This is a genomic window from Stappia stellulata (assembly GCF_020176715.1).
In the GTDB taxonomy this organism is placed as follows: domain Bacteria; phylum Pseudomonadota; class Alphaproteobacteria; order Rhizobiales; family Stappiaceae; genus Stappia.
Window position 1 is genome coordinate 61230 of record NZ_JAIVMF010000006.1, and the last position, 20573, is coordinate 81802.

18 protein-coding genes are annotated in these 20573 nt (G+C 65.0%); 12 read left to right on the forward strand and 6 right to left on the reverse strand.

Annotated elements, in window-relative coordinates:
- Positions 1–261 precede the first annotated feature (261 nt).
- The 8 genes from ribD to LC092_RS09545 are packed head-to-tail and all read left to right on the forward strand — an operon-like array spanning position 262 to position 8858.
- Entirely contained in the window at positions 262–1176 is a 915-nt protein-coding gene (gene ribD / locus LC092_RS09510; RefSeq protein WP_412103551.1) for a bifunctional diaminohydroxyphosphoribosylaminopyrimidine deaminase/5-amino-6-(5-phosphoribosylamino)uracil reductase RibD, read from the forward strand.
- Positions 1173–2216 carry a formylglycine-generating enzyme family protein gene (locus tag LC092_RS09515; protein WP_224806281.1) on the forward strand — a complete coding sequence of 348 codons (1044 nt, stop codon included), beginning with the start codon at positions 1173–1175 and terminating at the stop codon, positions 2214–2216. The genes ribD and LC092_RS09515 overlap by 4 nt, the downstream gene beginning before the upstream one ends.
- On the forward strand, positions 2216–3304 hold the full coding sequence (locus LC092_RS09520) for a pyridoxal-phosphate dependent enzyme (RefSeq protein ID WP_224806282.1): 1089 nt from the start codon (positions 2216–2218) through the stop codon (positions 3302–3304). The genes LC092_RS09515 and LC092_RS09520 overlap by 1 nt, the downstream gene beginning before the upstream one ends.
- Positions 3301–3975 (forward strand): GTP cyclohydrolase II, encoded by a 675-nt coding sequence (locus LC092_RS09525; protein WP_224806283.1) that lies wholly within the window; start codon positions 3301–3303, stop codon positions 3973–3975. The genes LC092_RS09520 and LC092_RS09525 overlap by 4 nt, the downstream gene beginning before the upstream one ends.
- Positions 3972–5669 carry a WD40 repeat domain-containing protein gene (locus LC092_RS09530; protein WP_224806284.1) on the forward strand — a complete coding sequence of 566 codons (1698 nt, stop codon included), beginning with the start codon at positions 3972–3974 and terminating at the stop codon, positions 5667–5669. Before LC092_RS09525 ends, LC092_RS09530 begins: the two co-directional genes overlap by 4 nt.
- On the forward strand, positions 5669–6337 hold the full coding sequence (locus LC092_RS09535; RefSeq protein WP_224806285.1) for a class I SAM-dependent methyltransferase: 669 nt from the start codon (positions 5669–5671) through the stop codon (positions 6335–6337). Before LC092_RS09530 ends, LC092_RS09535 begins: the two co-directional genes overlap by 1 nt.
- The gene (locus LC092_RS09540; RefSeq protein WP_224806286.1) at positions 6334–7557 is read left to right on the forward strand and encodes an ATP-grasp domain-containing protein; all 1224 of its coding nucleotides are present in this window, start codon (positions 6334–6336) and stop codon (positions 7555–7557) included. Before LC092_RS09535 ends, LC092_RS09540 begins: the two co-directional genes overlap by 4 nt.
- A complete protein-coding gene (locus LC092_RS09545) occupies positions 7554–8858 on the forward strand; it encodes an MFS transporter (RefSeq protein ID WP_224806287.1) in 1305 nt (434 codons plus the stop codon). The genes LC092_RS09540 and LC092_RS09545 overlap by 4 nt, the downstream gene beginning before the upstream one ends.
- Positions 8859–8876: 18 nt before the next feature.
- Here LC092_RS09545 and LC092_RS09550 read toward each other — a convergent pair whose 3' ends face one another.
- Positions 8877–10589 (reverse strand): alkaline phosphatase family protein, encoded by a 1713-nt coding sequence (locus LC092_RS09550; RefSeq protein ID WP_224806288.1) that lies wholly within the window; start codon positions 10587–10589, stop codon positions 8877–8879.
- A gap of 253 nt (positions 10590–10842) precedes the next feature.
- On the opposite strand from LC092_RS09550, the gene LC092_RS09555 reads away from it, so the two are divergent.
- The 3 genes from LC092_RS09555 to LC092_RS09565 all read left to right on the forward strand — a co-directional run bounded on the left by LC092_RS09555 (position 10843) and on the right by LC092_RS09565 (position 13825).
- The gene (locus tag LC092_RS09555; protein ID WP_224806289.1) at positions 10843–11892 is read left to right on the forward strand and encodes a TRAP transporter substrate-binding protein; all 1050 of its coding nucleotides are present in this window, start codon (positions 10843–10845) and stop codon (positions 11890–11892) included.
- A 76-nt stretch (positions 11893–11968) separates the two neighbouring features.
- Complete coding sequence (locus LC092_RS09560; protein ID WP_224806290.1) at positions 11969–12499, forward strand: TRAP transporter small permease; 531 nt, start codon at positions 11969–11971, stop codon at positions 12497–12499.
- A gap of 3 nt (positions 12500–12502) precedes the next feature.
- Complete coding sequence (locus LC092_RS09565; protein WP_224806291.1) at positions 12503–13825, forward strand: TRAP transporter large permease; 1323 nt, start codon at positions 12503–12505, stop codon at positions 13823–13825.
- Here LC092_RS09565 and LC092_RS09570 read toward each other — a convergent pair.
- From LC092_RS09570 to LC092_RS09585, 4 genes are all read right to left on the reverse strand, one after another.
- Positions 13819–14859, reverse strand: coding sequence for a lysophospholipid acyltransferase family protein (locus LC092_RS09570; RefSeq protein WP_224806292.1), 1041 nt, complete (start codon positions 14857–14859; stop codon positions 13819–13821). The two genes, LC092_RS09565 and LC092_RS09570, sit on opposite strands and share 7 nt — an antisense overlap.
- Before the next feature lie 13 nt (positions 14860–14872).
- A complete protein-coding gene (locus LC092_RS09575; protein WP_224806293.1) occupies positions 14873–16285 on the reverse strand; it encodes a cytochrome P450 in 1413 nt (470 codons plus the stop codon).
- A 43-nt stretch (positions 16286–16328) separates the two neighbouring features.
- Positions 16329–17618, reverse strand: a complete 1290-nt coding sequence (locus tag LC092_RS09580; RefSeq protein ID WP_224806294.1) for an amidohydrolase family protein — start codon at positions 17616–17618, stop codon at positions 16329–16331.
- 110 nt (positions 17619–17728) lie between these two features.
- Positions 17729–18604 carry a LysR family transcriptional regulator gene (locus LC092_RS09585; RefSeq protein ID WP_224806295.1) on the reverse strand — a complete coding sequence of 292 codons (876 nt, stop codon included), beginning with the start codon at positions 18602–18604 and terminating at the stop codon, positions 17729–17731.
- Positions 18605–18704: 100 nt separating this feature from the next.
- Between LC092_RS09585 and LC092_RS09590 the strand changes: the two genes are divergently transcribed.
- Positions 18705–19385, forward strand: a complete 681-nt coding sequence (locus LC092_RS09590; RefSeq protein WP_224806296.1) for an FMN-dependent NADH-azoreductase — start codon at positions 18705–18707, stop codon at positions 19383–19385.
- Here LC092_RS09590 and pobA read toward each other — a convergent pair.
- The gene (pobA, locus tag LC092_RS09595) at positions 19364–20557 is read right to left on the reverse strand and encodes a 4-hydroxybenzoate 3-monooxygenase (protein ID WP_224806297.1); all 1194 of its coding nucleotides are present in this window, start codon (positions 20555–20557) and stop codon (positions 19364–19366) included. The genes LC092_RS09590 and pobA overlap by 22 nt on opposite strands.
- Positions 20558–20573 lie beyond the last annotated feature (16 nt).

Below are 20573 nucleotides of genomic sequence, written 5' to 3' on the forward strand. Positions count from 1 at the left end.
CGCCGCGCCTGTCACTTGCCGGCTGGTCGCTGCGCTGGGGCGCCTTGCCATTTCCGGTGCCGGATCAGTCCCATGCTTGGGGCATCCAAAGGGGCTGAGGGGCAAGAGCTGTCGGGTCCATGCCGCCGCACGGGCATCGCCTGCGCTCGACCCCCATGACACGCATGACGCGACAATCCGTTTGACTGCACTCTTTGGTTGCTACAATATGACGCATCAACTTATTGGTGTTTTACTCGATTGCAGCCGAGGGTATCCGGCGTGACCGTCCAGATCGATACGATGATGATGAGGCGCGCTCTGGCGCTTGGCGCGGCCGCACGCGGGACCACCGCCCCCAACCCGGCGATCGGCTGCGTGATCGCCCGGGACACCTGCATCCTCGGCGAGGGCGCCACCCAACCCGGCGGCCGGCCGCATGCAGAGGCGATGGCCCTGGCCGCAGCAGGTGCGGAAGCGCGTGGAGCCACGCTCTATGTCACGCTCGAACCCTGCGCCCATGTCGGACGATCGCCGCCTTGCGCGGATGCCATCATCGCGGCCGGGATACGGCGCGTCGTCGTCGCAATGGCCTTTGATCCCGATCCGCGCGTTTCCGGACGCGGACTGGAAAAGTTGCGCAGCGCCGGCATCGCGGTTGAAACCGGTCTCCTGAGCCATCAGGCCCGGGACACCCTCGCCGGCTTCCTGTGCCGGATCACGCGCCGCCGCGCCCTCGCCTGCCTGCTGTTTCACGACAGGACCGCCGCTCCCCGTGACGATGCGGACGACGGACTGAAAGCGATGCGCGCGAACCACGACCTGGTGCTTTCGGCCGCCCGTCGCTGCGGACAGGACGAAGCCTGGCCGCCGCATCTCCTTCTGCGCCCGGCGTGCGGTGGCGCGCCGCTCGTCCTGCGGCCCCTGCACGATACCCTGAAAGCGCGACCGGCGCCGGCCGGCGCGTTCACCTGCCTCGACGAGCTTTTGGCCCATCTCGGCAGTTCGGGATACAACGACGTTCTCATCGAGGCCGGCCGTTCGGTCATGGCCGATCTTGCCGCGGACCATGGTGCCTCGACGCCGGCCGCATCCCCGACGGAGCTGCTCGACGCCCCCCCTGCGGTCTCGGATCCCCTTGCGCACGGGCCCCTGGCCGGCGTGCAGCAAAGCTCGGCCGCGGGGTCTCGCTCATGACCGCCCCGCAGACGTCTCCGCCGCCGATCTCCGACACGGCCTCTTCGCCGTTTCGCCCGGTTGCGCCGCTCGCCCATCCGACCTCGGCAAGCGACCGTGCCGCGATGGGCTATCGGGAGCGTTTTGTCGACGCCTACCTCCCGGACCACGGGCGTCTGGCCGAGCGCTTCGCCTCGTCGTGCGAGCAGGATCTGCTGACGGTCATCGCGGACCCGTCCCGCGATCTCCCGGATCGTCTGGGAGCGGCGACGCGGCTCAACATGCTTGGCGATCCCCGGATCGAGACGGAGCACCCCGAGATGATCGACATCGCCGGGGCTGAGGTTTTCATCGGCCTCGATCCGAATCAGGTCGACACGGTCATGAGGCGTTTCGAAGGCCTGTTTCTCGAACGGGCCTGGATCGAGAAGGAATGCCCGCGACACCTGTGCAGGCTGGCGCCCTACCGCATCGCCCGCTATCCGGTGACAAACCGGGAATACCGCGACTTTCTTCTGGACAGCGGTTACGACGCGCTTCCGACAAGCTGGCCGCTGGGGCGCTATCCGGCCGAGCGCGGCAACCACCCGGTGCATACCGTGACCGCCGACGCGGCGGCCGCCTATGCCGGATGGCTTTCGCAGAAGACCGGGCGTAGATTCCGGCTTCCCGACGAGGCGGAATGGGAACATGCCGCCGGCGGACCGGATGCGCTGGAGTTCCCATGGGGTGAGACCTTCGACACCGAGCGGGCCAATACGATCGAGTCCGGCCTGATGACCACGGTTCCGGTCGGCATCTATCCGTCGGGGCGCAGTCCGTTCGGCCTCGACGACATGGCCGGAAACGTCGAGGAATATGTCGCCGGGCACTACGCTCCCTATCCCGGGGGGGCGGAGATCGCCGACGATCTGGCGCTGGTCTGGCCGACAGGCTACGCGGTCGCAAGAGGCGGCGGGTTCTCGCGGTTTCGCGATCTGGCGCGCTGCCGGCGACGCCACGGACTGTATCCCCGGCCGCTCTACGCCATCGGCTTTCGTCTTGCCGAGGACCTGTCGTGATGCAGCCAGCCCTGAAATCCTGGCTCCCGGCTGATCCCGGCGCGCCGGCCCCTGGAACCGATCCGGCGGTGCTGGCACGGCATCCCGCCCTTGCCTCCTTCGCGGCCCGCCTTGGCAACACGCCCGTCGTCGCGCTGCCGCGGGTTGCGGGCGAGGCCCGCATCTTCGCCAAATGCGAGTGGTTCAACCCCACCGGGTCGATAAAGGACCGGACCGCCTTCGCGCTTGTCTGCGATCTCCTGTCCCGCACGTCCTGCCCCGAGCGCGTGCTTGAGTACAGCGGCGGGAATCTGGCCGTGTCCCTGTCGCGGCTGTGCGCCGACCTCGGCCTGGCGAACACGCTGATCATGGCGTCCTTCATGTCGCCAGCCGCAATCGCGGACATGCGCAGCCTTGGCACGGACGTGCGCCTTGTCGACAAGAGCCTCGGTTTCTGGGCGGTGATGGAAGCCGCCTATCAAACGGCCGAACGCCATCCGCATTGGTCGTTCCTGCATCAACACGAGAACCGCGCGAACCTGCGGATCCATGAAACGGGAACCGGTGCGGAATTTGTCAAACAGTTGCAACGTGTTGACGGGCAAGGGGTTTCGGACGTCGATGCCTTTGTCGCTTCGATCGGCACCGGCGGAACGCTGGTGGGCGCCCATACGGCTTTGAGGCGTGTCTATCCGCGGGTGCAGATGATCGCCGTCACCCCGGCCGAACTCCCCTATGGCAGTGCGGCGCTGCCAAACGGATTGCCTAAATACGCGGGCTCCGGCGGCCTGGGCAATGGCCGAAAACAGCCGTTCGTCGCCGATCACGAAACCCGGATCGCCCGGAAGCTGACGGTCCGGTTCCAGGATTCCCTCGCCGCCCTCTCTCAGGTCTACGCGCAATGCGGACTGCGTGTCGGGTCCTCCGCCGGCGCGAACTGGCTGGCCGCGCGCCACGTCGCGCGCAGGCTCGGGCCCGATGCCGTGGTTGCCACCGTTTTTCCCAGCGCCGCAACGCCGTCCGAATGGACGGCCGCCATGGCGCTCAACAAACGAGACATCGCCAATGCCGCGGTGCTGGATGAAAACGGTGAGGAGACCGCCCCATGACGAACCGCTTGAGCCCGACGATTGCGCACGCTGCCGGACAAAAGGCGCCGCCGTCCAGCGCGTTGCGCATCATCACGGCCGTTCCGATCCACATCGCCCGGGCCGGCGGCGAAGGCACCTTCTATGCATTCGACGGCTTGAGAGACGGAAAGGAGCATTTTGCGATCGGCTTCCCGCGCCGATCCGCCTCCCTTGCCCCGCTGGTTCGGGTCCATTCCGAATGCATGACGGGCGATGTCTTCGGGTCGATGCGCTGTGACTGCGGCGAGCAGTTGAGCGAAGCGCTGGAGCTGCTCGGCGCGGAAGGAGGCTATCTGGTCTATCTGCGCCAGGAAGGCCGCGGCATCGGGCTCAATGCGAAACTGTCCGCTTATCTGTTGCAGGACCAGGGTCTCGACACATTCGCGGCAAACCGCGCGTTGAACCTTCCAGAGGACGACCGCGACTTTTCGGAGGCCGCGGCGATGCTCAAGGCTCTCGGTGCACCGGTCGTTCGGCTGATCACGAACAATCCCGACAAGCAGGCGCAACTTGCCCGCGCCGGGATCCGGATCGCCGAGCGCATTCCCACCGCCGTTCATGCCAACAGCCACAACCTCAAATACCTGCGCGCCAAGGCGCGCCTGCGTCAGCACGCATTCGCCGTGGAAGGAGAGGATCTCACGTCATGAAACATCTTGCCCCGATCAGCGGCATCGCCTGCCTCAAGGGCCGCTATGTCGCCACCGCCGGCTATGACGACCAGCTCATTCTCTGGGACGGTCTGTCCCGGGTCGCGATCCAGCGTGCCTTTCACGATCATCTTGCCAACCAATGCGCGTTCAGCCCGGACGGCAGGTTCCTGGCAAGCGCCAGCAGCGACTACACGGCGCGGCTCTATGACGTGCCGACCATGCGCCTGCGCACGGTGTTCGACGGCCATGAGGACGATATCGAAATGATCGCCTTTTCCGGCGACGGCTCCAAGGTCGCGACCTGTTCGCGCGACGGCACGCTGCGCGTCTTCGCGCTCGACGGCACCTGCCTCGCCGTCATGCGGGGACACGAGGCGGATGTGATTTCCGTCGGCTTCGCGCCGGGAGACGCGGAAATCATTTCCAGCAGTGACGATGCAACGGTGCGTCGCTGGTCGGTGGAAACGGGCAAGGAGATCTCCAAGGTCGTCTTCGACGATGTGGAGACCGACGCCCTGGCGATCACCCCCGACGGCCTCGTCATCGCCGGCAACGACGAGGGCCAGATCCTCACCATCGACGGCGACGACGTCCAGACCGTCCAGGCCCATGACGCCGGGATCAAGCGGCTCGTCTACGATGCCGGGGGCAAGCGGCTGGTCAGCCTGAGCTACGACCGCAAGATGTGCCTGTGGACGCTGCAGGGCTCCGAACTCGTTCTGTCGACGACGGCCGCCTTGCCCGATGTCGTGTGGCCGCGCTCCTGCGCCTTCTTCGACGACACCACGATCGTCTTCGCCACCTTCGGCTCGACCTTCGCGATCTACGACATCCCCGGCGACCGCTGGGACGTGGACGGGATCGAACCCTCCATCAGCATCAACGCCGTTCTGCCGGCGCGCGGGTCGGTGTGGACCATCGGAGACGCCGGCATCCTGAAACGGGACGGCATCGTCGCCGGCGAGACCGGGAGCTTGTGCAACTTCCTCGTGGAACTCGACGGACGCATCGTCTCGGGGGGCCAAATGGGCCGGGTCTTCGACGCGGAGAGCGGAGCCGTGCTGCACCAGCATCGCTCGCCGCTGAATTGCGCCGCGGCTTTCGTCAAGGACGGGATGCCGCATGTGGCGGTCGGCGCCTATACCGGCGAAGTCGTCGTGCTGCGCTCGGAAGGCGGCGAGATCCGTCATGTCGCCTCCCTCCCGGTCCATCGCAACGCCATCAAGGGGATCGCAAGCGACGGCGAACGGCTGTTCACCGTTGCGGCGGACTGCTCCGCCGCCCTGACAAGGATCTCCGACTTCGAGACCGAGGTCATCTGGGAGGATGGCCACGACAAGATCGCCAACGGCTGCGCGGCGCTTGGACCAGGCGCCTTCGTGAGCATCAGCCGGGACCTGTGTCTGCGGATCTGGTCCCGCGACGGCGCGATCGGTCACCGCTCGCCGCATGTCAATTCGATCAAGTGCGTGGCAACGGACGGACGCTACATTGCGACGGGCAGCTATGGCGGGGCGGTCGCGGTCTTCGACCTGGACAGCGGCCGCTGGGTGCTCAACCGCCGCCTGACAGGCGCGGGCCTGTCGTGCCTGGTCGCGACCGATCGTCCGGGCGCCTTCCTTGCCAGCGCCTATGATGGCGCAGTCTACAGCGTCGATGTCCCCGCCGCCGATGCTGCCCGGGCGGCCTGATGGCCGATCGTGCGAACCGCTTGACCCAACCGCCGCCGCCGGAACGCTACCGGCGACGGCTGCGAACGGCCTATGAAACCCTCTACGGACGCGCCGCGGACATATGGTCCGACGAAGCGGCGATGGCGAGGGTCGGACACCAGTTCGCAGCCTGGATCGGAGAACCCCCAAAACGAATCCTGGACGTCGGCGCCGGGCGAGGGCGCGACGCACGGCTCTATGCAAGTCTCGGCCATGATGTCACTGCCGTTGATCTGATGCCGCTACGCGACGACGTGACCGAACAGGCAACGCGCGGAAATCTGCGTTTCGTGCAATGCGACATTCGCGATCTCACATGCAACAACGGCTTCGACGTGATTTGCGACAATGGCTGCTACCATCATGAGCATCCCGCCGAAGCGGCAGACTACTTGGCGCATCTGGCGCGCCTCTTGCGCGGTCGAAGCGGGCGGCTGTGTATCGCCGTCTTTGCCGCCAAGCAACAAAAGGGCGATCTTGCTCCCATGCCGGACGGTCGCTTCCGACGTGCCTATACCGCCGACGAACTGACTGCGGAATTGGCGGCGGCAGGCTTCAGGACCGATGCGCATCGCAAGTTCGTTCGCCACAGACCTGACCTCGCCTATCTGGCTATGACGGCCATACCAGACCCTCGGGGCTCATGAGAATTCTCTTCGTCGGCGCACGCCCGTTGAACGGGCTTGCTCCCCTCGTCCGCCTGGCCCGGCAGGGCCACGAGATCGATCTCGCCTCGTCGGACCTGACGCTCCCAATGCGATTTGATCCGGAAAACGCGGCGGCGTTTCATTCAATCGTCCGCCATCTGCAGGTCCCGGCCGGCTCAAACGCAACAAAGGTTGCCGCGGCCATCGAAGGTCAAGGGCGGCACCTTGCGCGCTATGCGGCAATCCTCACGCTAAACGACAGCGACGCAGAACTCGCCGCAGAACTCGCGAAACTCGGCGGACAGCGTCACGCGACACCGCAGGCGGTGAAACTGGCGAAGGACAAAGCGGGCACACGCGAACGCCTTACCCGAGACAGACTCCCACAGCCGCGCTTCGAGGTCGTCTATACCCTCGAGATGGCATGGCGGGCGGCTTCGCGCATCGGATACCCGCTTATGGTCAAGCCAAGGACGCTCTCCGCATCCAGAGGCATCAGGTGCGTATCGGCAGACGAAGAGCTTGCCGCGGCATATGACCATGCGCGCCGCGCCGTTCAACACCACCACATACACGATCATCGCGGTCTCCTTCTCGAGGAATACATCGATGGCCCAATCGTGAGCGCCGAGGTCATGGCAAACGCAGGGCGATACCTCATTCTGGGTTTCACCGATCGAACAATCCCCGGAAGCGGATATGTCGAACAGGGAGGAACATTTCCGGCCCGGGTTCCGCCGGAGGCAACACGCACGGTTTGCGACGCTCTTTCATCGATCGGTTTTCTCGACGGTGCCGCGCATGTCGAGTTATGCCTGTCCGCACGCGGACCGCTCGTCATCGAGATCAACCCAAGGCTTGCAGGTTTCCTGGTCCCGGAAGCCATCGAGGCCGCAACCGGTCTCGATCCCTACCATGCACTTGTCGACCTGCATGCGAACAACGGTCTCCCGGAACTGCCCCGGCACCACCGCTATTCGGCGATCCGTGCGAAAACAGCCCCGAAGAGAGGAACCCTCGCCAATCTCGACGCGGCGCACGCCAGAACCATGCCCGGGGTGTCTCTCGTGCAACTGTTCAGGCGCCCCGGAGATCGCCTGAGACCGGCGGAAAACAACAGGGACCGGGTTGCCGGGGTCATAGCGGTCGCAGACGATCCAGACAGCGCCCACAGGATTGCCGAATTGGCATGCAATGCCATCTTCATTGAATACGAGTGAGCAACCCCGCGGCGTTGGGCCGACCGGGCTCTTTTTCGAAAATTGTAGAACTGCCCTTTCAAGGTATTGAAATGTCATCAGATTTCAAATCCGACACGCGGGCACCCCGACCGCAATCAGACCCAACGGCGGACGCGCGCAAGATCCTGCTGCTCCGGTTCACTTGGTCGATCATCCTTCTGCAATCGGTGATGACCCCCTATTTCGTCGACAAGGGGCTCGACTTGCAGGAGGTCTTCCTCGTGCAGTCGTTTTTCGCTTTTTCCCTGCTCATTGCAGAACTTCCAACCGGGTTGCTGTCCGACCTCGTCGGCCGCCGCAAGGTCCTCGTGCTCGCAGCGGTGTGTCGCGGCTTGGGCGGGACCGCGCTTCTGGTGCTCGACGGATTCTGGGGCATGGCCACGGCCTATGCGCTTCTTGCCGCCGGCAACAGTGCCTTGTCGGGATCGGATGTTTCGGCTCTGGTCGACCGCTACCGATCCGCAAAGACGCAGGACCACACGCTCGATTTCTATCTCAGCCGGCTGCGCATGCTCTCGCTCATAGCCGCGGCCGGATCTGCCGTGGCCGGCGGGTTGCTGGCGAGCTGGTCAATGGGTGCGGCCGGAGTCGCCAATTGTTTGATCGCATGGCTGGCGCTGCCCGTGGCGCTGTCGATTGCGCCGGATGCCCTGCCGGAACGCCCCGTCGGCAAGACGCAATCCGCCGTTCGCGTCGTAAAGGACGCTGTACGCCTTTTCAGGGCAGACGCCCTGCTCAGGCTGTGCCTTATCGCGGCCGCTGTCTTCACGCTCTACACCACAGCGACGACATACGCCTTCCAAATGCGCTGGATCGAACTCGGATTCGACCCGGCTGTGATGGGTCTGACATTTGCCCTGCGCAGCGTGCTCGCAGCCTTGGCGGCGACCCTGATGGTCTCGGCAATGCAAAGGGTGGCGGCAGGAAAAATCTTGATGGCAGGCGGTATCGTCGCTTTCGCCGGGCTTCTGCTCGCCGTCCCAAGCGACACCGCTTACAGTCTCGCCGCCCTGGTGCTCCTCGCGACGACCGACGGCATCGCATCCGTTCTCCTCCTCGGCCAGATCAATCGGCTGGTCACGAACGACGTGCGGGCGACATCGAATTCGGCGATCAATTTTCTAAATCGCGGAATGATGATTTCGTTCGGGCCGATCCTCGGGATCACGGTCGACACCAACGGTCCCGGCGGGGCGTTTCAAATCCTGGCCTTTGTCGCGGCAGTCTCGATACCGGTTCTGCTTGTTCCGCTTGCACGACGGATGAAACCGGCGAACTGACCTGCCGGCGAATGGAAATCAGCTTTCCTCCGCGACGGCACCGCCCATTCGCGCGACCCGACCGCCATAGGGCGCAAGGTCTTCCGCCGTGATGTCGTCTTCGTCATAGGCACCGATGAGGACCCCGGTTCGTCCGCCTGCGCCGGCGCGCCGGGCAAGGATCTGCGCGTCGGACACGGTGGTGCGCTGGTTTTCCCGGCGCGCCCAGGCCGCCAGCTTTTCGCGCATTTGCCGGACAACCTCCGCGTGGTCCGGATCGCGGCCGAGATCGACCAGTTCGTCCGGATCGTTTTCCAGATCGAACAGCATCGGCGGCAGGCCGCCTTCGGCGTGGATCAGCTTCCAGCGCGCATCCGCCACCATGAACAGCCGCGCATCCCCCGGCGCCATGCCCAGCGCGTCGGCCATCGGCGTGCAGGAATAGTCGTATTCGCTCACCGCGAAACCGCGCCAGTCGGCGGGCATGTCGCCGTGGAGGATCGGCCGCAGCGATCGGCCTTCCAGAATGTGACCGGGAAATGCGCCACCGGCCACATCCACAAAGGTGGCGGCAAGATCGATGGCCTCGACCAGCGCATCGCAGGTGGTACCGCGGGTGACATCCGCCTCAGGAGACGGATCGCAGACGATCATCGGCACCTTTACCGAGGGATCGTGAAACAGGTCCTTTTCACCCAGCCAGTGATCGCCCAGATAATCGCCATGGTCGGAGGTGAGCACGATCATCGTGTTCTCCAGCTGTCCGCTTTCTTCCAGATAGGCCATCAGCCGGCCGACCTGGTCGTCACACTGCTTGATGAGCCCCATGTAGGCGGGGATGACCTCCGCGCGCACCTCGTCGCGGGCAAAGCTGCGCGAGACCCGCGAGCTCATGAAGGCGGCATAGACCGGGTTTGGATCCTCGCGCTCCGCGTCGCTGCGAACCGGCGCAACGACATCCTCCGCGCCGTAGAGCGCATGATAGGGCGGCGGCACGATGTAGGGCCAATGCGGCTTGATATAGGAGAGGTGGCACAGCCAGGGCACGGCGGTGCGGGTCCTGCGCCGCTCTTCAAGGAACGCAATCGCCTGGTCCGTCAGCCAGGGCGTTTCGGCGTCTTCTTCGCGGATGTTGGCGGGCTTGCGGGCGTTGCGCATCAGCCAGCCCGTCTCGATCTCGCCCTGCCCGTCCTCGGGGGCGCCATCCGAAATCGCGGAATTGGCATGGTCGTGCCAGGGATTGCGGCCGTCGTAGCCCTTCTTGCGAAGATAGGCGTTATAGGGCGAGGGTTTCGCGTCATAGGGCCCGTCGGGCCCTTCCGCCCACAGTCCGTCGTCGCGCACATGCGCATCGAAGCCGCATTCGGCAATCCGCGCTCCGATGATGCCCTCGCGCGAAATGCCCAGCCGGTCGAGGCCGGCGTCGTCCACCTTCATATGCGTCTTGCCGATCAGCACCGCGTCCATGCCGCGGGCGCGCAGGTGATCGCCGAGCGTCATTTCGCCGACCTTGAGCGGATAGTTGTTCCAGGCCGCGCCATGGGACTGCACATAGCGGCCGGTGTAAAAGCTCATCCGCGACGCGCCGCAGATCGGCGACTGGACATAGGCGCGGGTGAAGCGGACACCGCGTGCGGCGAGCGCGTCGATATGCGGGGTTTCAAGCGACGGATGCCCGGCGCAGGACAGATAGTCGAACCGCAACTGGTCGAACATGACAAACAGGATGTTGCGGGGAGATTTGCGCGGCACGAAAGAATCCAGTTCGGCTTGATCGAAACGACGACGGACGGCAGGGCATGATGCGGCCGGCGGCGCTTTTGGCAAGCCGGTTGATGCGGACAGTCCCTCACCGGCAAGGCTTCGCGCCCATCATCTGTCAATCCGGTTATACAAAACAGCTAATTTCTCATTTTACATTACCTTTTATATCTCCCACCTTCAGGACCGCAGAAAAGACGCAGGGGCTCGGCCATCGGGCCCGGTGCCGGAGTGGGAGGACGATATGACGACACCGTTTCTGAAAAGGGGCGCGAGGCTTCTTGGCGCTGCCGCAGCCCTGTATGCGGCGCTCGCCGGCGCCGTGGCAGCGCAGGACGTGACACTACGCGTCCATCAGTTCCTGCCCTTGCAGGCGGCAATCCCGGCCCGTGCCATCACGCCCTGGATCGAGGCAGTGGAAAGCCAGTCGAACGGCCGCATCAAGGTCGAGCACTATCCCTCGATGCAGCTCGGCGGCGCCCCGCCCGCGCTTTACGACCAGGCGAAGGACGGCGTGGTCGACATCATCTGGACCGTTCTCGGCTATACGCCGGGCCGCTTTCCGAGGACGGAGGCCTTCGAGCTTCCCTTTCTCGTGACCAACGCGGAAGCCACCTCGCGGGCGTTTCACGAATTCGTCGAAGCCAACGCCATGGAGGAATTCGCCGGCGTGAAGCCGCTGGCGCTGCATGTGCATGGCCCGGGCCTTCTGCATGTGAAGGGCGATGGCGTAACCACGCTTGAGGACATGCAGGGCCTGAAGCTGCGCGGACCCACGCGCATCGTCACCCGCCTGCTGGACAAGCTCGGCGCGACCGCCATCGGCATGCCGGTCCCGGCCGTTCCCGAGGCGGTCTCCAAGGGCGTAATCGACGGCGCGGTGATCCCCTGGGAGGTCACGCTGCCGCTCAAGATGACCGAACTGGTGAACACCCATACAAAGTTCGACGATCCGCGCGGCCTCTACACCGCCACCTTCGTCTTCGCCATGAACCAGGGCAGCTACGATGCGCTTCCCGACGACCTCAAGGCGGTCATCGACGCCAACTCGGGCCCCGACACGGCTGCACTGTTCGGCCGCGCGATGGACGAGGTCGACGCGATCGGCGAAAAGAAGGCCGAAGAGAGTGGCAACACCATCCTGACGATCAGCGCGGAAGAGACCGCGCGCTGGAAGGAAGCCGCCGATCCCATCGTCGCGGAATGGATCGCGGAGATGAACGACAAAGGTCTCGACGGCCAGGCGCTGGTCGATGCGGCGCGCGCGCTGGTCGACAGCAACACCGCCAGGTGATAGCGATTTTGCGGGCGTCGCCCTGCGCGGCGCCCGCAAGCCGATTGGTCACAGGTCGAAAACAAGGGTCGTCACCGTGCGGCAGACAGTTGAAAAGGCGCTGACCACCGTGTCCGGCTGGTTCGCAATTGCCGGAGGTGCGGTGCTCGTCGCCATCACCGCGATGACCGTCGTGTCCATTACCGGGCGCGAGCTGAACTGGCTCGGGCTTGCCCCCGTTCCCGGAGACTACGAGCTTGTCGAGGCCGGGACCGCCTTTGCGATCTTCGCCTTCCTGCCCTGGTGCCAGATGAAACGCGGCCATGTGACCGTCGATCTCTTTCTGGCCCGCTTCGGACCACGGGTGAACGCCGCCGTCGATGTGGTTTCCAACATCCTGATGACCGCCGTCGCCGTCCTCATTGCCTGGCGGCTGTGGCTCGGCATGCTCGACAAAAAGGCCTATCACGAAACGACCTTCATCCTGCAGTTTCCGCTGTGGTGGGCCTATGCCGCGGCAATGACAGGCGCGGTCCTGTTTGCGGTCGTCTGCCTCTACACCATCTGGCGCAGCCTTGCAGAGACCCTGCAGCCGCCGCGACAGTCTCCCCAGCATCAGGAGTCGTAACCGGTGACGTCCCTCGAATACGGGCTCTGGTCGATCCCGGTCCTGCTGCTCCTGATCTTCCTGCGGCTGCCCATCGGGCTTGCGATGTTCGTGATCGGCGTCGCCGGCACGAGCCTCGTCACGGGATCCACCGTGCCGGCTCTGGCGCAGCTCAAGTCGCTGGTCTACAGCACCTTTTCCAACTACTCGCTGTCGATCGTGCCGCTGTTCCTGCTGATGGGCCAGTTCGCGACCCGTGGCGGCATGTCACGCGCGCTGTTCCGCGCCGCCGAAACCTTCGTCGGCCATCGGCGCGGCGGGGTCGCCATGGCGGCGGTGGCCGCCTGCGGCGGCTTCGGAGCGATCTGCGGCTCGTCGCTGGCAACGGCTGCAACGATGGGGCAGGTGGCCCTGCCGGAGATGCGGCGTGCGGGATATTCCGGCGCGCTGTCGACTGCGTGTCTTGCCGCCGGCGGCACGCTCGGCATCCTGATCCCGCCCTCCGTCGTCCTCGTCATCTACGCCATCCTGACCGAACAGAATATTGCAAAGCTGTTCATGGCGGCCTTCGTACCGGGCATTCTGGCCGCCGCCGGCTACATGCTCACCGTCTCGCTCTACGTCCGGTTTCGCCCCGACAGCGCCGGACACCGGGAGCGGGCGCCCTGGTCGGAACGCGTCGCCGCACTGGTCGGCGTCTGGCCGGTGTTGCTCATCTTCATCGCCGTGATCGGCGGGATCTATTCCGGCGTCTTCACCCCGACGGAAGGGGCTGCGGTCGGCGCGGCCGGCACGGGCCTGGTCGCATTGTGGAAGGGCGGCCTCGACCGCAAGGGACTGGTGGATTCCTTCCTGTCCACCGCCGCCTCCACCGGCATGATCTTCTTCATCGTGCTCGGCGCAACGGTCTACAACGGGTTTCTCGCCTTTTCCCAACTGCCGCAGCAATCCGCCGCCTATGTCGCGGGCCTTGGCCTCAGCCCCTGGCTTGTGCTGATCCTGATCCTCGTCTGCTACCTGATCTTCGGCTGCATCATGGATTCGCTGTCGATGATCCTGCTGACAATCCCGATCTTCTTTCCGATCGTCTCGGCGCTCGACTTCGGCCTGCCGCCGGAGGAATTCGCCCTGTGGTTCGGCATCATCGTGCTGATTGTCGTGGAGGTGGGGCTGATAACGCCACCGGTGGGGATGAACCTCTTCGTCATCAACTCGATGGCCCCCGACATTCCGCTGAGCCAGACCTTCCGCGGCGTGATGCCCTTTATCGCCAGCGACATCCTGCGCGTGGCCATCCTGGTGCTGTTTCCCTCGCTCACGCTCTTCCTGGTGCGCTGGCTTCACTGATCGCGGGCACGCGCCTCGCGGGGATGAGCGACGAAGCCCGGCAGGCGAACCTCGGACAGCATCCACCACTGCTCCAGGTTGGCGCGAACGATCGGATCAAAAAAACGGTCGATCTCGCCAAGCGCCTTGACGACGGCGTCATCGACCTGCGCCTCCCGGTCCAGCGGCAGCGGCGGATGCATGCGAACCCGGAACCGCCCCCCCGGCTCTCTGAGCATGTAGATCGGCACAAGCGGCGCGCCCGAGCGAAGCGCGAGCTTGACCGCATTCACGGCGTTGCAGCGCTCCGGCAGCGGGCGGCCGAAGGTCGGCAGATGGCTCTGGCGGTCGCGCACCTCGTCGACGAAGCACAGGATATCCGTGCCATTGTCGACGACACAGCGGCGGATATGCCGCGCGGACCGCTGGCCAGGTGGGAAGACATACATGCCGTAGCGCCGGCGGAGCCTGGACAACAGCCGATTGACAAAGCGGTTTCTTTCGGGCTCCCAGATGCCGATGCAACTGCGCTTCAGGCCGTTGTTGACGAACTCGCCCAGCACCTCGAACGATCCGAGATGGACGCTGACATAGATGAACTGGCCCTTGTCCAGTCCCATCCGCGTCAGCGTCTCGTATCCCTCCAGCGTGACCCTGCCCGCGGTACGATATCGTTCGACGCCGCTGTATTCGCCCTTGGTCATTCCGGCGTTGCGCCACCAGCGCGCGTCCAGCTCCGCAAGTGCCCGCCCGTCGAGAGGACCTCCCGGAGCAAGCTTGGCGAGATTATAGGCAATGCGCCGGGCGTAAATTCTCTTGCGGTCCAGGCGACGCAAGATCCCTGCGAGGAAAGCGCCAAGACCCGGGCCCCAGCTCAACGGCAAACGCCGCAGCGCCGCGTCCAGACCGACAAGGGCTCCGCCCGTCAGACGGTCGAACAGATGGAACCGCCAGGCAGTGTTTCGCGTCTCCGCAGAGCCGAACAGGTCGCGAACGGGCGGTGGTTCCGGTTCGCTCGCCTCGGTCTGCGAAAACGGCACGTCCCTGACCGGCATCTCTCTCCTTGCCCTATCCGCCGCGCGGCCGCAGCCGCATCGGCAGTTGCTCGCCGGGGCGCAGGGTCAGGCGGCTGACCGGCTGGATATCCGTGCCCGGTTCCAGTTGGGGATCGAAGGCGCGCGCGAGCATGGCAAGCGACAGGACCGATTCCGTCAGGCCGAAGGAAAGCCCGGCGCAGATGCGCGGCCCGATGGCAAAGGGCACATAGCCGAATTTCGATTGCCCGCCGCGCGCACCGCCCAGAAACCGCTCCGGCTCGAAATGATCGGCGCGCTCCCAGAGAGTGGGGTTTCTGTGCAGCAGCCAGGGCACGACCATGACAATCGACCCCTTGGGGACCGCCACACCCGCGATCTTGTCGTCCCGGTTGGCCTCGCGCGCCAGGATCGGAACGGGGGGATAGAGCCGCAAGGTCTCCTCGATCACCGCCCGTGTGTAGGGAAGCCGGGCAATGTCCTCAAAGACCGGATCCCGGTCCGGGCAGACGGCGTCAAGTTCGGCATGCAGCCTGTCGCGCACCGATGGCGCCTGCGACAGCAGGAACCAGGCCCAGGCGAGCGTGTTGGCCGTGGTTTCATGGCCCGCCATGAAGATGACGGCGGCCTCGTTGCGAATTGCCTGGCGCGACAGGGGGCGCCCGTCTTCGTCGCGAGCGTCGAGCAACCCGCCGATCACCGAGGTCTCGCCGCCGCCCGCACGGCTTTCGTAGCTGCTGATGATCTCCTCGAGCACCGTGTCGATGCGCTTCACCGCCCGCTTGATCGCCCGGCCGCGAAGCCGGGGGATCCAGTCCGGCAAGCGAAGCAGCGACAGAATGTCGATCTGGTCGATATGGCGCTGGTAATCGGTGAAACTCTCGACGACCTCCGCGGCATAGTCACGCCCGAGCTGCCGGCCGAAGATGGTGCGGCAGATGATTTCGGCCGTCAGATGGGCCATTTCTTGAAGCACGTCGGTGGGGGCCTCCGCGCCCCGCGCGGCCCAGGCGGAACGCCGCTCCGCGATCGTCTCCGCCATCACCGGAAAAAAGGCGGGCACACGCGACGCATGGATGATCGGCGCGACAATCTGCCGGCGCCGGCGCCAGGTCTCGCCATCCGACACGAACAGGCCGTCGCCGATCAGCGGCTCCAACGCATGGCGCATCTGCGGGCTCTTGCGCTCATAGATCGCATGCTTGCGCACGAAGGCTTCCTGAACGGTCGCCGGGCTGTTGCAGATGAACAGCATCCTCCGCAGGATGGTGATCTTGGTCCAGGGCTTGGAAAAGGACGGCAGCGTCCAGACAGACAGGAGACTGCGCCGGGCAAGACTGATCAGCTCGAGGACCGATGGCTGGATGTCCGGACGAGAAGGATAGGGCGGGACATAACTCCCGACCGCTTCCGAGGTGTCCTCGCCGACGTCGCTCGCCTGTGTCATCCGCGTCTCCAGCCCATGGGGTGCGCCCGTGGTGTCGCCACGGCTATCGGCCCGGCGCATAAGCGGCCGCGTCCACATGGTCCGGTCGCCCGTCCAGCTCAAGCCGCGTGATCGCCGGATCGCTTTCGGCGATGACGCGGCCGCGCCGCACGACCGCAAGCCGGCGCGCGCGCAGGCGGATCGCCTCAATTGTATCGGCCGCCTGCAGCACCACGAAGTCGGCGTTGCAGCCGACGTCCACGCCATATCCCGCCAGCCCGAGGACTTTCGCCGGATGCACCGTCACGCAATCGAAGGCATAGCGCATCGCGTCGCGGCTCATCATCTGCGCGACATGCATGCCCATTGAGGCCACTTCCAGCATGTCGCCCGATCCCATCGAATACCAGGGATCCATCACGCAATCATGGCCGAAGGCGACGTTGATCCCCGCAGCGCGCAGTTCCGGCACGCGGGTCTGGCCGCGCCGCTTGGGATAGGTGTCGTGACGCCCTTGCAGGGTGATGTTGATCAGCGGATTGGCGATGGCGTGCACCCCGGCCTCGGCGATCAGCGGCAAGAGCTTGGACACATAGTAGTTGTCCATGGAATGCATGGAGGTGAGATGAGAGCCGGCGACCCGGCCCTGCAGCCCGAGACGCTGCGTCTCACAGGCCAGCGTCTCGATATGACGCGACAGCGGATCGTCGCTCTCGTCGCAATGCAGATCGACCATCAGGCCGAGCTCGGCGGCGATCTCGCACAACGCCCGCACAGACCGGGCCCCATCCTCCATCGTGCGTTCGAAATGGGGGATGCCGCCGACCACATCGACGCCCATGTCGAGCGCGCGCAGCAGGTTGCGTTCCGCCGTTTCGGAGCGATAAAGCCCGTCCTGCGGAAAGGCGACAAGCTGGAGATCGAGATAGGGCGCGACCTTCTTCCTGACCTCAAGCAGCGCCTCGACACCGGTCAGCGCATCGTCGCAGACGTCGACATGACTGCGGATCGCGAGCAGACCCTGGGAAACGGCGAGATCGCAGTAGCGCAGCGCCCGCTCTACCACCGCATCGACGGTGAGCAGCGGCTTCAGCTCGCCCCAAAGCGCGATGCCTTCCAGCAGCGTGCCGCTTTCGTTCATGCGCGGAAGGCCGAGCGACAGGGTCGCGTCCATGTGAAAATGACTGTCGACAAAGGGCGGCGAGACCAGACGGCCGCCCGCATCGATCACCCGCGCCGCCTCCGCCGCGATCCCCGGCTCCACCGCCGTGATCCGCCCGTTGGAACAGGCAATATCGACGCCCGTGCGACCGTCGGGCAGGGTGGCATTCTTCACGAGCAGATCAAACGACATGATAATCTCACTGGATATGTTTGGGCCGGGAACCGCCTGCAGATTGATACAGACATCACAAGCTCCGGCAAGGTCGACACTCCGGCCGGACCCGAAGTGATGGCACCGGCTTACGACCGGCAGCAACGCGTCTCGTCAAGCAGCCACTGGATCACTCGCCCGACGTCCTTTCCTGCCGCCGAACGCCCGGCGGCTTGCAAACGGTAACAATGTCCCGGCACGGATACGTCCGGGGAAAGCTCTGCCAGGAGACCGGACGCGACCATATCCTGCCCCAGAACATCGCTCAGGATCACGATGCCGCTGCCGGAAACCGCGGCCAACGCAGCATGATGCTCATCGTCAAAGATGACAGGAGAACGCTCGCTTGGCAGGCCGAAGGCTGCCTCGAAAGGCCGCAACGGAATGTCGTCGAGATCGCTTGACTGCCACCTGCTGACTAGCAGCGGAAGCGACATGCCCCCGCGACCCTTTATTGCGACCGACGGAGCCGCAAAGGCCCGAAAACACTCCCGCGCCAACAATTCGCCCGCGGTTGAACCCCGCGGCGAATAACGAATCGCCAGGTCCACTCCGCGCACCCGCTCCAGATCGACCACGGCATGCGAAGCTTCCACCCGAAGCGCCACCCCTGGCACCGCCGCCTGAAAGGCTTGAAGGCGGGGCGCGAGCCAAAGTGCGGCAAAGGCTGGCGTCGTCGTCAACGTCACCGAATGTCGCGACGCACCAATGCGCTCGATCGCAGCATCGACCACGGAAACGGCCGCCCGCGACGCCTCGAACAGCTCATCTCCGGCCGCCGTCAGATCGGCCTTGCGATGCGAGCGCGAGAACAATGCCGTGCCGAGGTCGGCCTCAAGCCCCCTGATGCGGTGAGACACCGCCGTCGGCGTCATCCCCAATTCGTCGGCCGCCTCCTTAAAGGAGCCGAGACGCGCCGCCGCCTCGAACACACGGATCGAGGAAAGAGAGATACGACCGGACATTCAGATGAATTTACCTCATCTCAAGACGTGATTTGATCTTTTGAAAAACTATTTGAAATTAATATCTTGGCATCAATATTCTCGTCAAGGAACAATGTCGATGACCAAATTTCTCCGAGTTGATGCCAGCGCCCGCCGCAGCCGGTCCCTGACCCGCTCTCTCGGCGATCGCTTCCAGCACGAATGGCAAAGCCAAAGACCCCGCGACAAATGGACCCTGCGCGACCTGGCGAGCGAACCGCCGGCTCATATCTGCGAGGAATGGATTGCGGCCGCCTTCACCAAGGAAGAGGCTCGCACGCCGGAGCAACGGGCCATCCTGGCACAGTCGGACCGGCTCATCGACGAATTGCGGAACGCTGACGTCTGCCTGCTGACCGCACCGATGTACAACAGCGGCATGCCGTCGGCGCTCAAGGCCTGGGTCGACAATGTCGTTCGCATCGGACGAACGTTTTCCTTCGACCTGGCGCGCGGCGACTATCCGCTGGAACCCCTTCTGGCCGGCAAGCAGATGGTTCTGCTGACCTCCGCCGGCGAGTTCGGCTTCGCGCCGGGCGGGGTGCGCCAGACGCTGGACCATCTCGTGCCGCACCTTGAGGCGATACGGCACTACCTGGGAGTTGGCCGGATCCATGTCGTGCGCGTCGAATATCAGGAATTCGGGGACAGCCGGCACGAAGCCTCGCTACGCGAGGCCCAGGAAGCCACAACGGCCCTGGTCGCGCAGTTGATCCGGGACGAAGAAGCAGGCGCCCCTCAGAAAGGCAGTCCGACGTAATTTTCGGCAAGCGATTGCTGTGCCGCGCGCGAGGAGGCGAGATAGTCGAACTCGGCCTGCTGGATGCGCGCGCCGAAGGCCCCCTTCTCGGGAAAGCGGTGCAGCGCCGTCGTCATCCACCAGGAAAACCGTTCGGCCTTCCAAACGCGGGCAAGCGCGCGGGCGGAATAGGTTTCCAGCCCGTCGTCGTCCTGGCGGGTGAAATGGGCGATCAGCGCCTCGGAGAGATAGTGAATGTCGGAGGCCGCGAGGTTGAGCCCCTTGGCACCGGTCGGCGGAACGATATGCGCCGCATCGCCGGCAAGGAACAGCCGCCCGTGGCGCATCGGTTCGGCGACGAAGGAGCGCAGCGGCGCGATGCTCTTCTCGATCGACGGTCCGGTGGTGAGCCGGGCCGCGACATCGCCCGGCAGATGTGCAGCCAGCGCCTCCCAGAAGCGGTCGTCCGACCAGTCTTCGACCTTCTCCTCGAGCGAACACTGGATGTAATAGCGACTGCGGGTCAGCGAGCGCATCGAGCACAGGGCAAAGCCCTTTTCATGCCCGGCATAAATGAGTTCGTCATGCACCGGCGGGACGTCCGACAAGACACCCAGCCAGCCGAAGGGATAGACCAGCTCATAGGTCTTCAGGACGTCGGCGGGGATCGTCGCGCGGGAGACGCCGTGGAACCCGTCGCAGCCGGCAATGAAGGCGCAGTCGATGCGATGCGTCTGCCCGTCCTTGCGGAAGGTGGCATGGGGGCTTGCGCCAAGCACGTCATGCAGCGCGACGTCTTCCGCCCCATGCACGACAATACCGTTCATCTCGTCGCGCGCGGCGTAGAGATCCGCGGTCACCTCGGTCTGGCCGTAGACGGTGACCGTCCGCCCGCCGGTCAGCTCGTCTAGGTCGATGCGCAGGCGCTCATCGTGAAAGGCGATCTCGACGCCGGTGTGCACAAGCCCCTCGCGCTCCATGCGCTGCGACACCCCGGCCCGGCGCAGCAGGTCGACGGTGCCCTGCTCGAGCACGCCGGCGCGAATGCGCGACAGCACATAGTCGCGGCTGCGGCGCTCGAGCACCACGGTGTCGACACCGGCGCGATGCAAGAGCTGCGAAAGCAGCAGGCCGGCGGGACCGCCACCGATGATCAGAACCTGGGTTTTCGCGGGAATGGTCATCGCGGCCATGCCTTCATGTCGATGG

What these genes read in the sequence shown, in the direction of transcription:
- LC092_RS09515 (WP_224806281.1), top strand. Translation starts at nt 1,173, where the DNA reads ATGACCGCCCCGCAGACGTCTCCGCCGCCGATCTCCGACACGGCCTCT.
- LC092_RS09520 (WP_224806282.1), top strand. Translation starts at nt 2,216, where the DNA reads ATGCAGCCAGCCCTGAAATCCTGGCTCCCGGCTGATCCCGGCGCGCCG.
- LC092_RS09525 (WP_224806283.1), top strand. Translation starts at nt 3,301, where the DNA reads ATGACGAACCGCTTGAGCCCGACGATTGCGCACGCTGCCGGACAAAAG.
- LC092_RS09530 (WP_224806284.1), top strand. Translation starts at nt 3,972, where the DNA reads ATGAAACATCTTGCCCCGATCAGCGGCATCGCCTGCCTCAAGGGCCGC.
- LC092_RS09535 (WP_224806285.1), top strand. Translation starts at nt 5,669, where the DNA reads ATGGCCGATCGTGCGAACCGCTTGACCCAACCGCCGCCGCCGGAACGC.
- LC092_RS09540 (WP_224806286.1), top strand. Translation starts at nt 6,334, where the DNA reads ATGAGAATTCTCTTCGTCGGCGCACGCCCGTTGAACGGGCTTGCTCCC.
- LC092_RS09555 (WP_224806289.1), top strand. Translation starts at nt 10,843, where the DNA reads ATGACGACACCGTTTCTGAAAAGGGGCGCGAGGCTTCTTGGCGCTGCC.
- LC092_RS09570 (WP_224806292.1), bottom strand. Translation starts at nt 14,859, where the DNA reads ATGCCGGTCAGGGACGTGCCGTTTTCGCAGACCGAGGCGAGCGAACCG.
- LC092_RS09575 (WP_224806293.1), bottom strand. Translation starts at nt 16,285, where the DNA reads ATGACACAGGCGAGCGACGTCGGCGAGGACACCTCGGAAGCGGTCGGG.
- LC092_RS09580 (WP_224806294.1), bottom strand. Translation starts at nt 17,618, where the DNA reads ATGTCGTTTGATCTGCTCGTGAAGAATGCCACCCTGCCCGACGGTCGC.
- LC092_RS09585 (WP_224806295.1), bottom strand. Translation starts at nt 18,604, where the DNA reads ATGTCCGGTCGTATCTCTCTTTCCTCGATCCGTGTGTTCGAGGCGGCG.
- LC092_RS09590 (WP_224806296.1), top strand. Translation starts at nt 18,705, where the DNA reads ATGACCAAATTTCTCCGAGTTGATGCCAGCGCCCGCCGCAGCCGGTCC.
- pobA (WP_224806297.1), bottom strand. Translation starts at nt 20,557, where the DNA reads ATGGCCGCGATGACCATTCCCGCGAAAACCCAGGTTCTGATCATCGGT.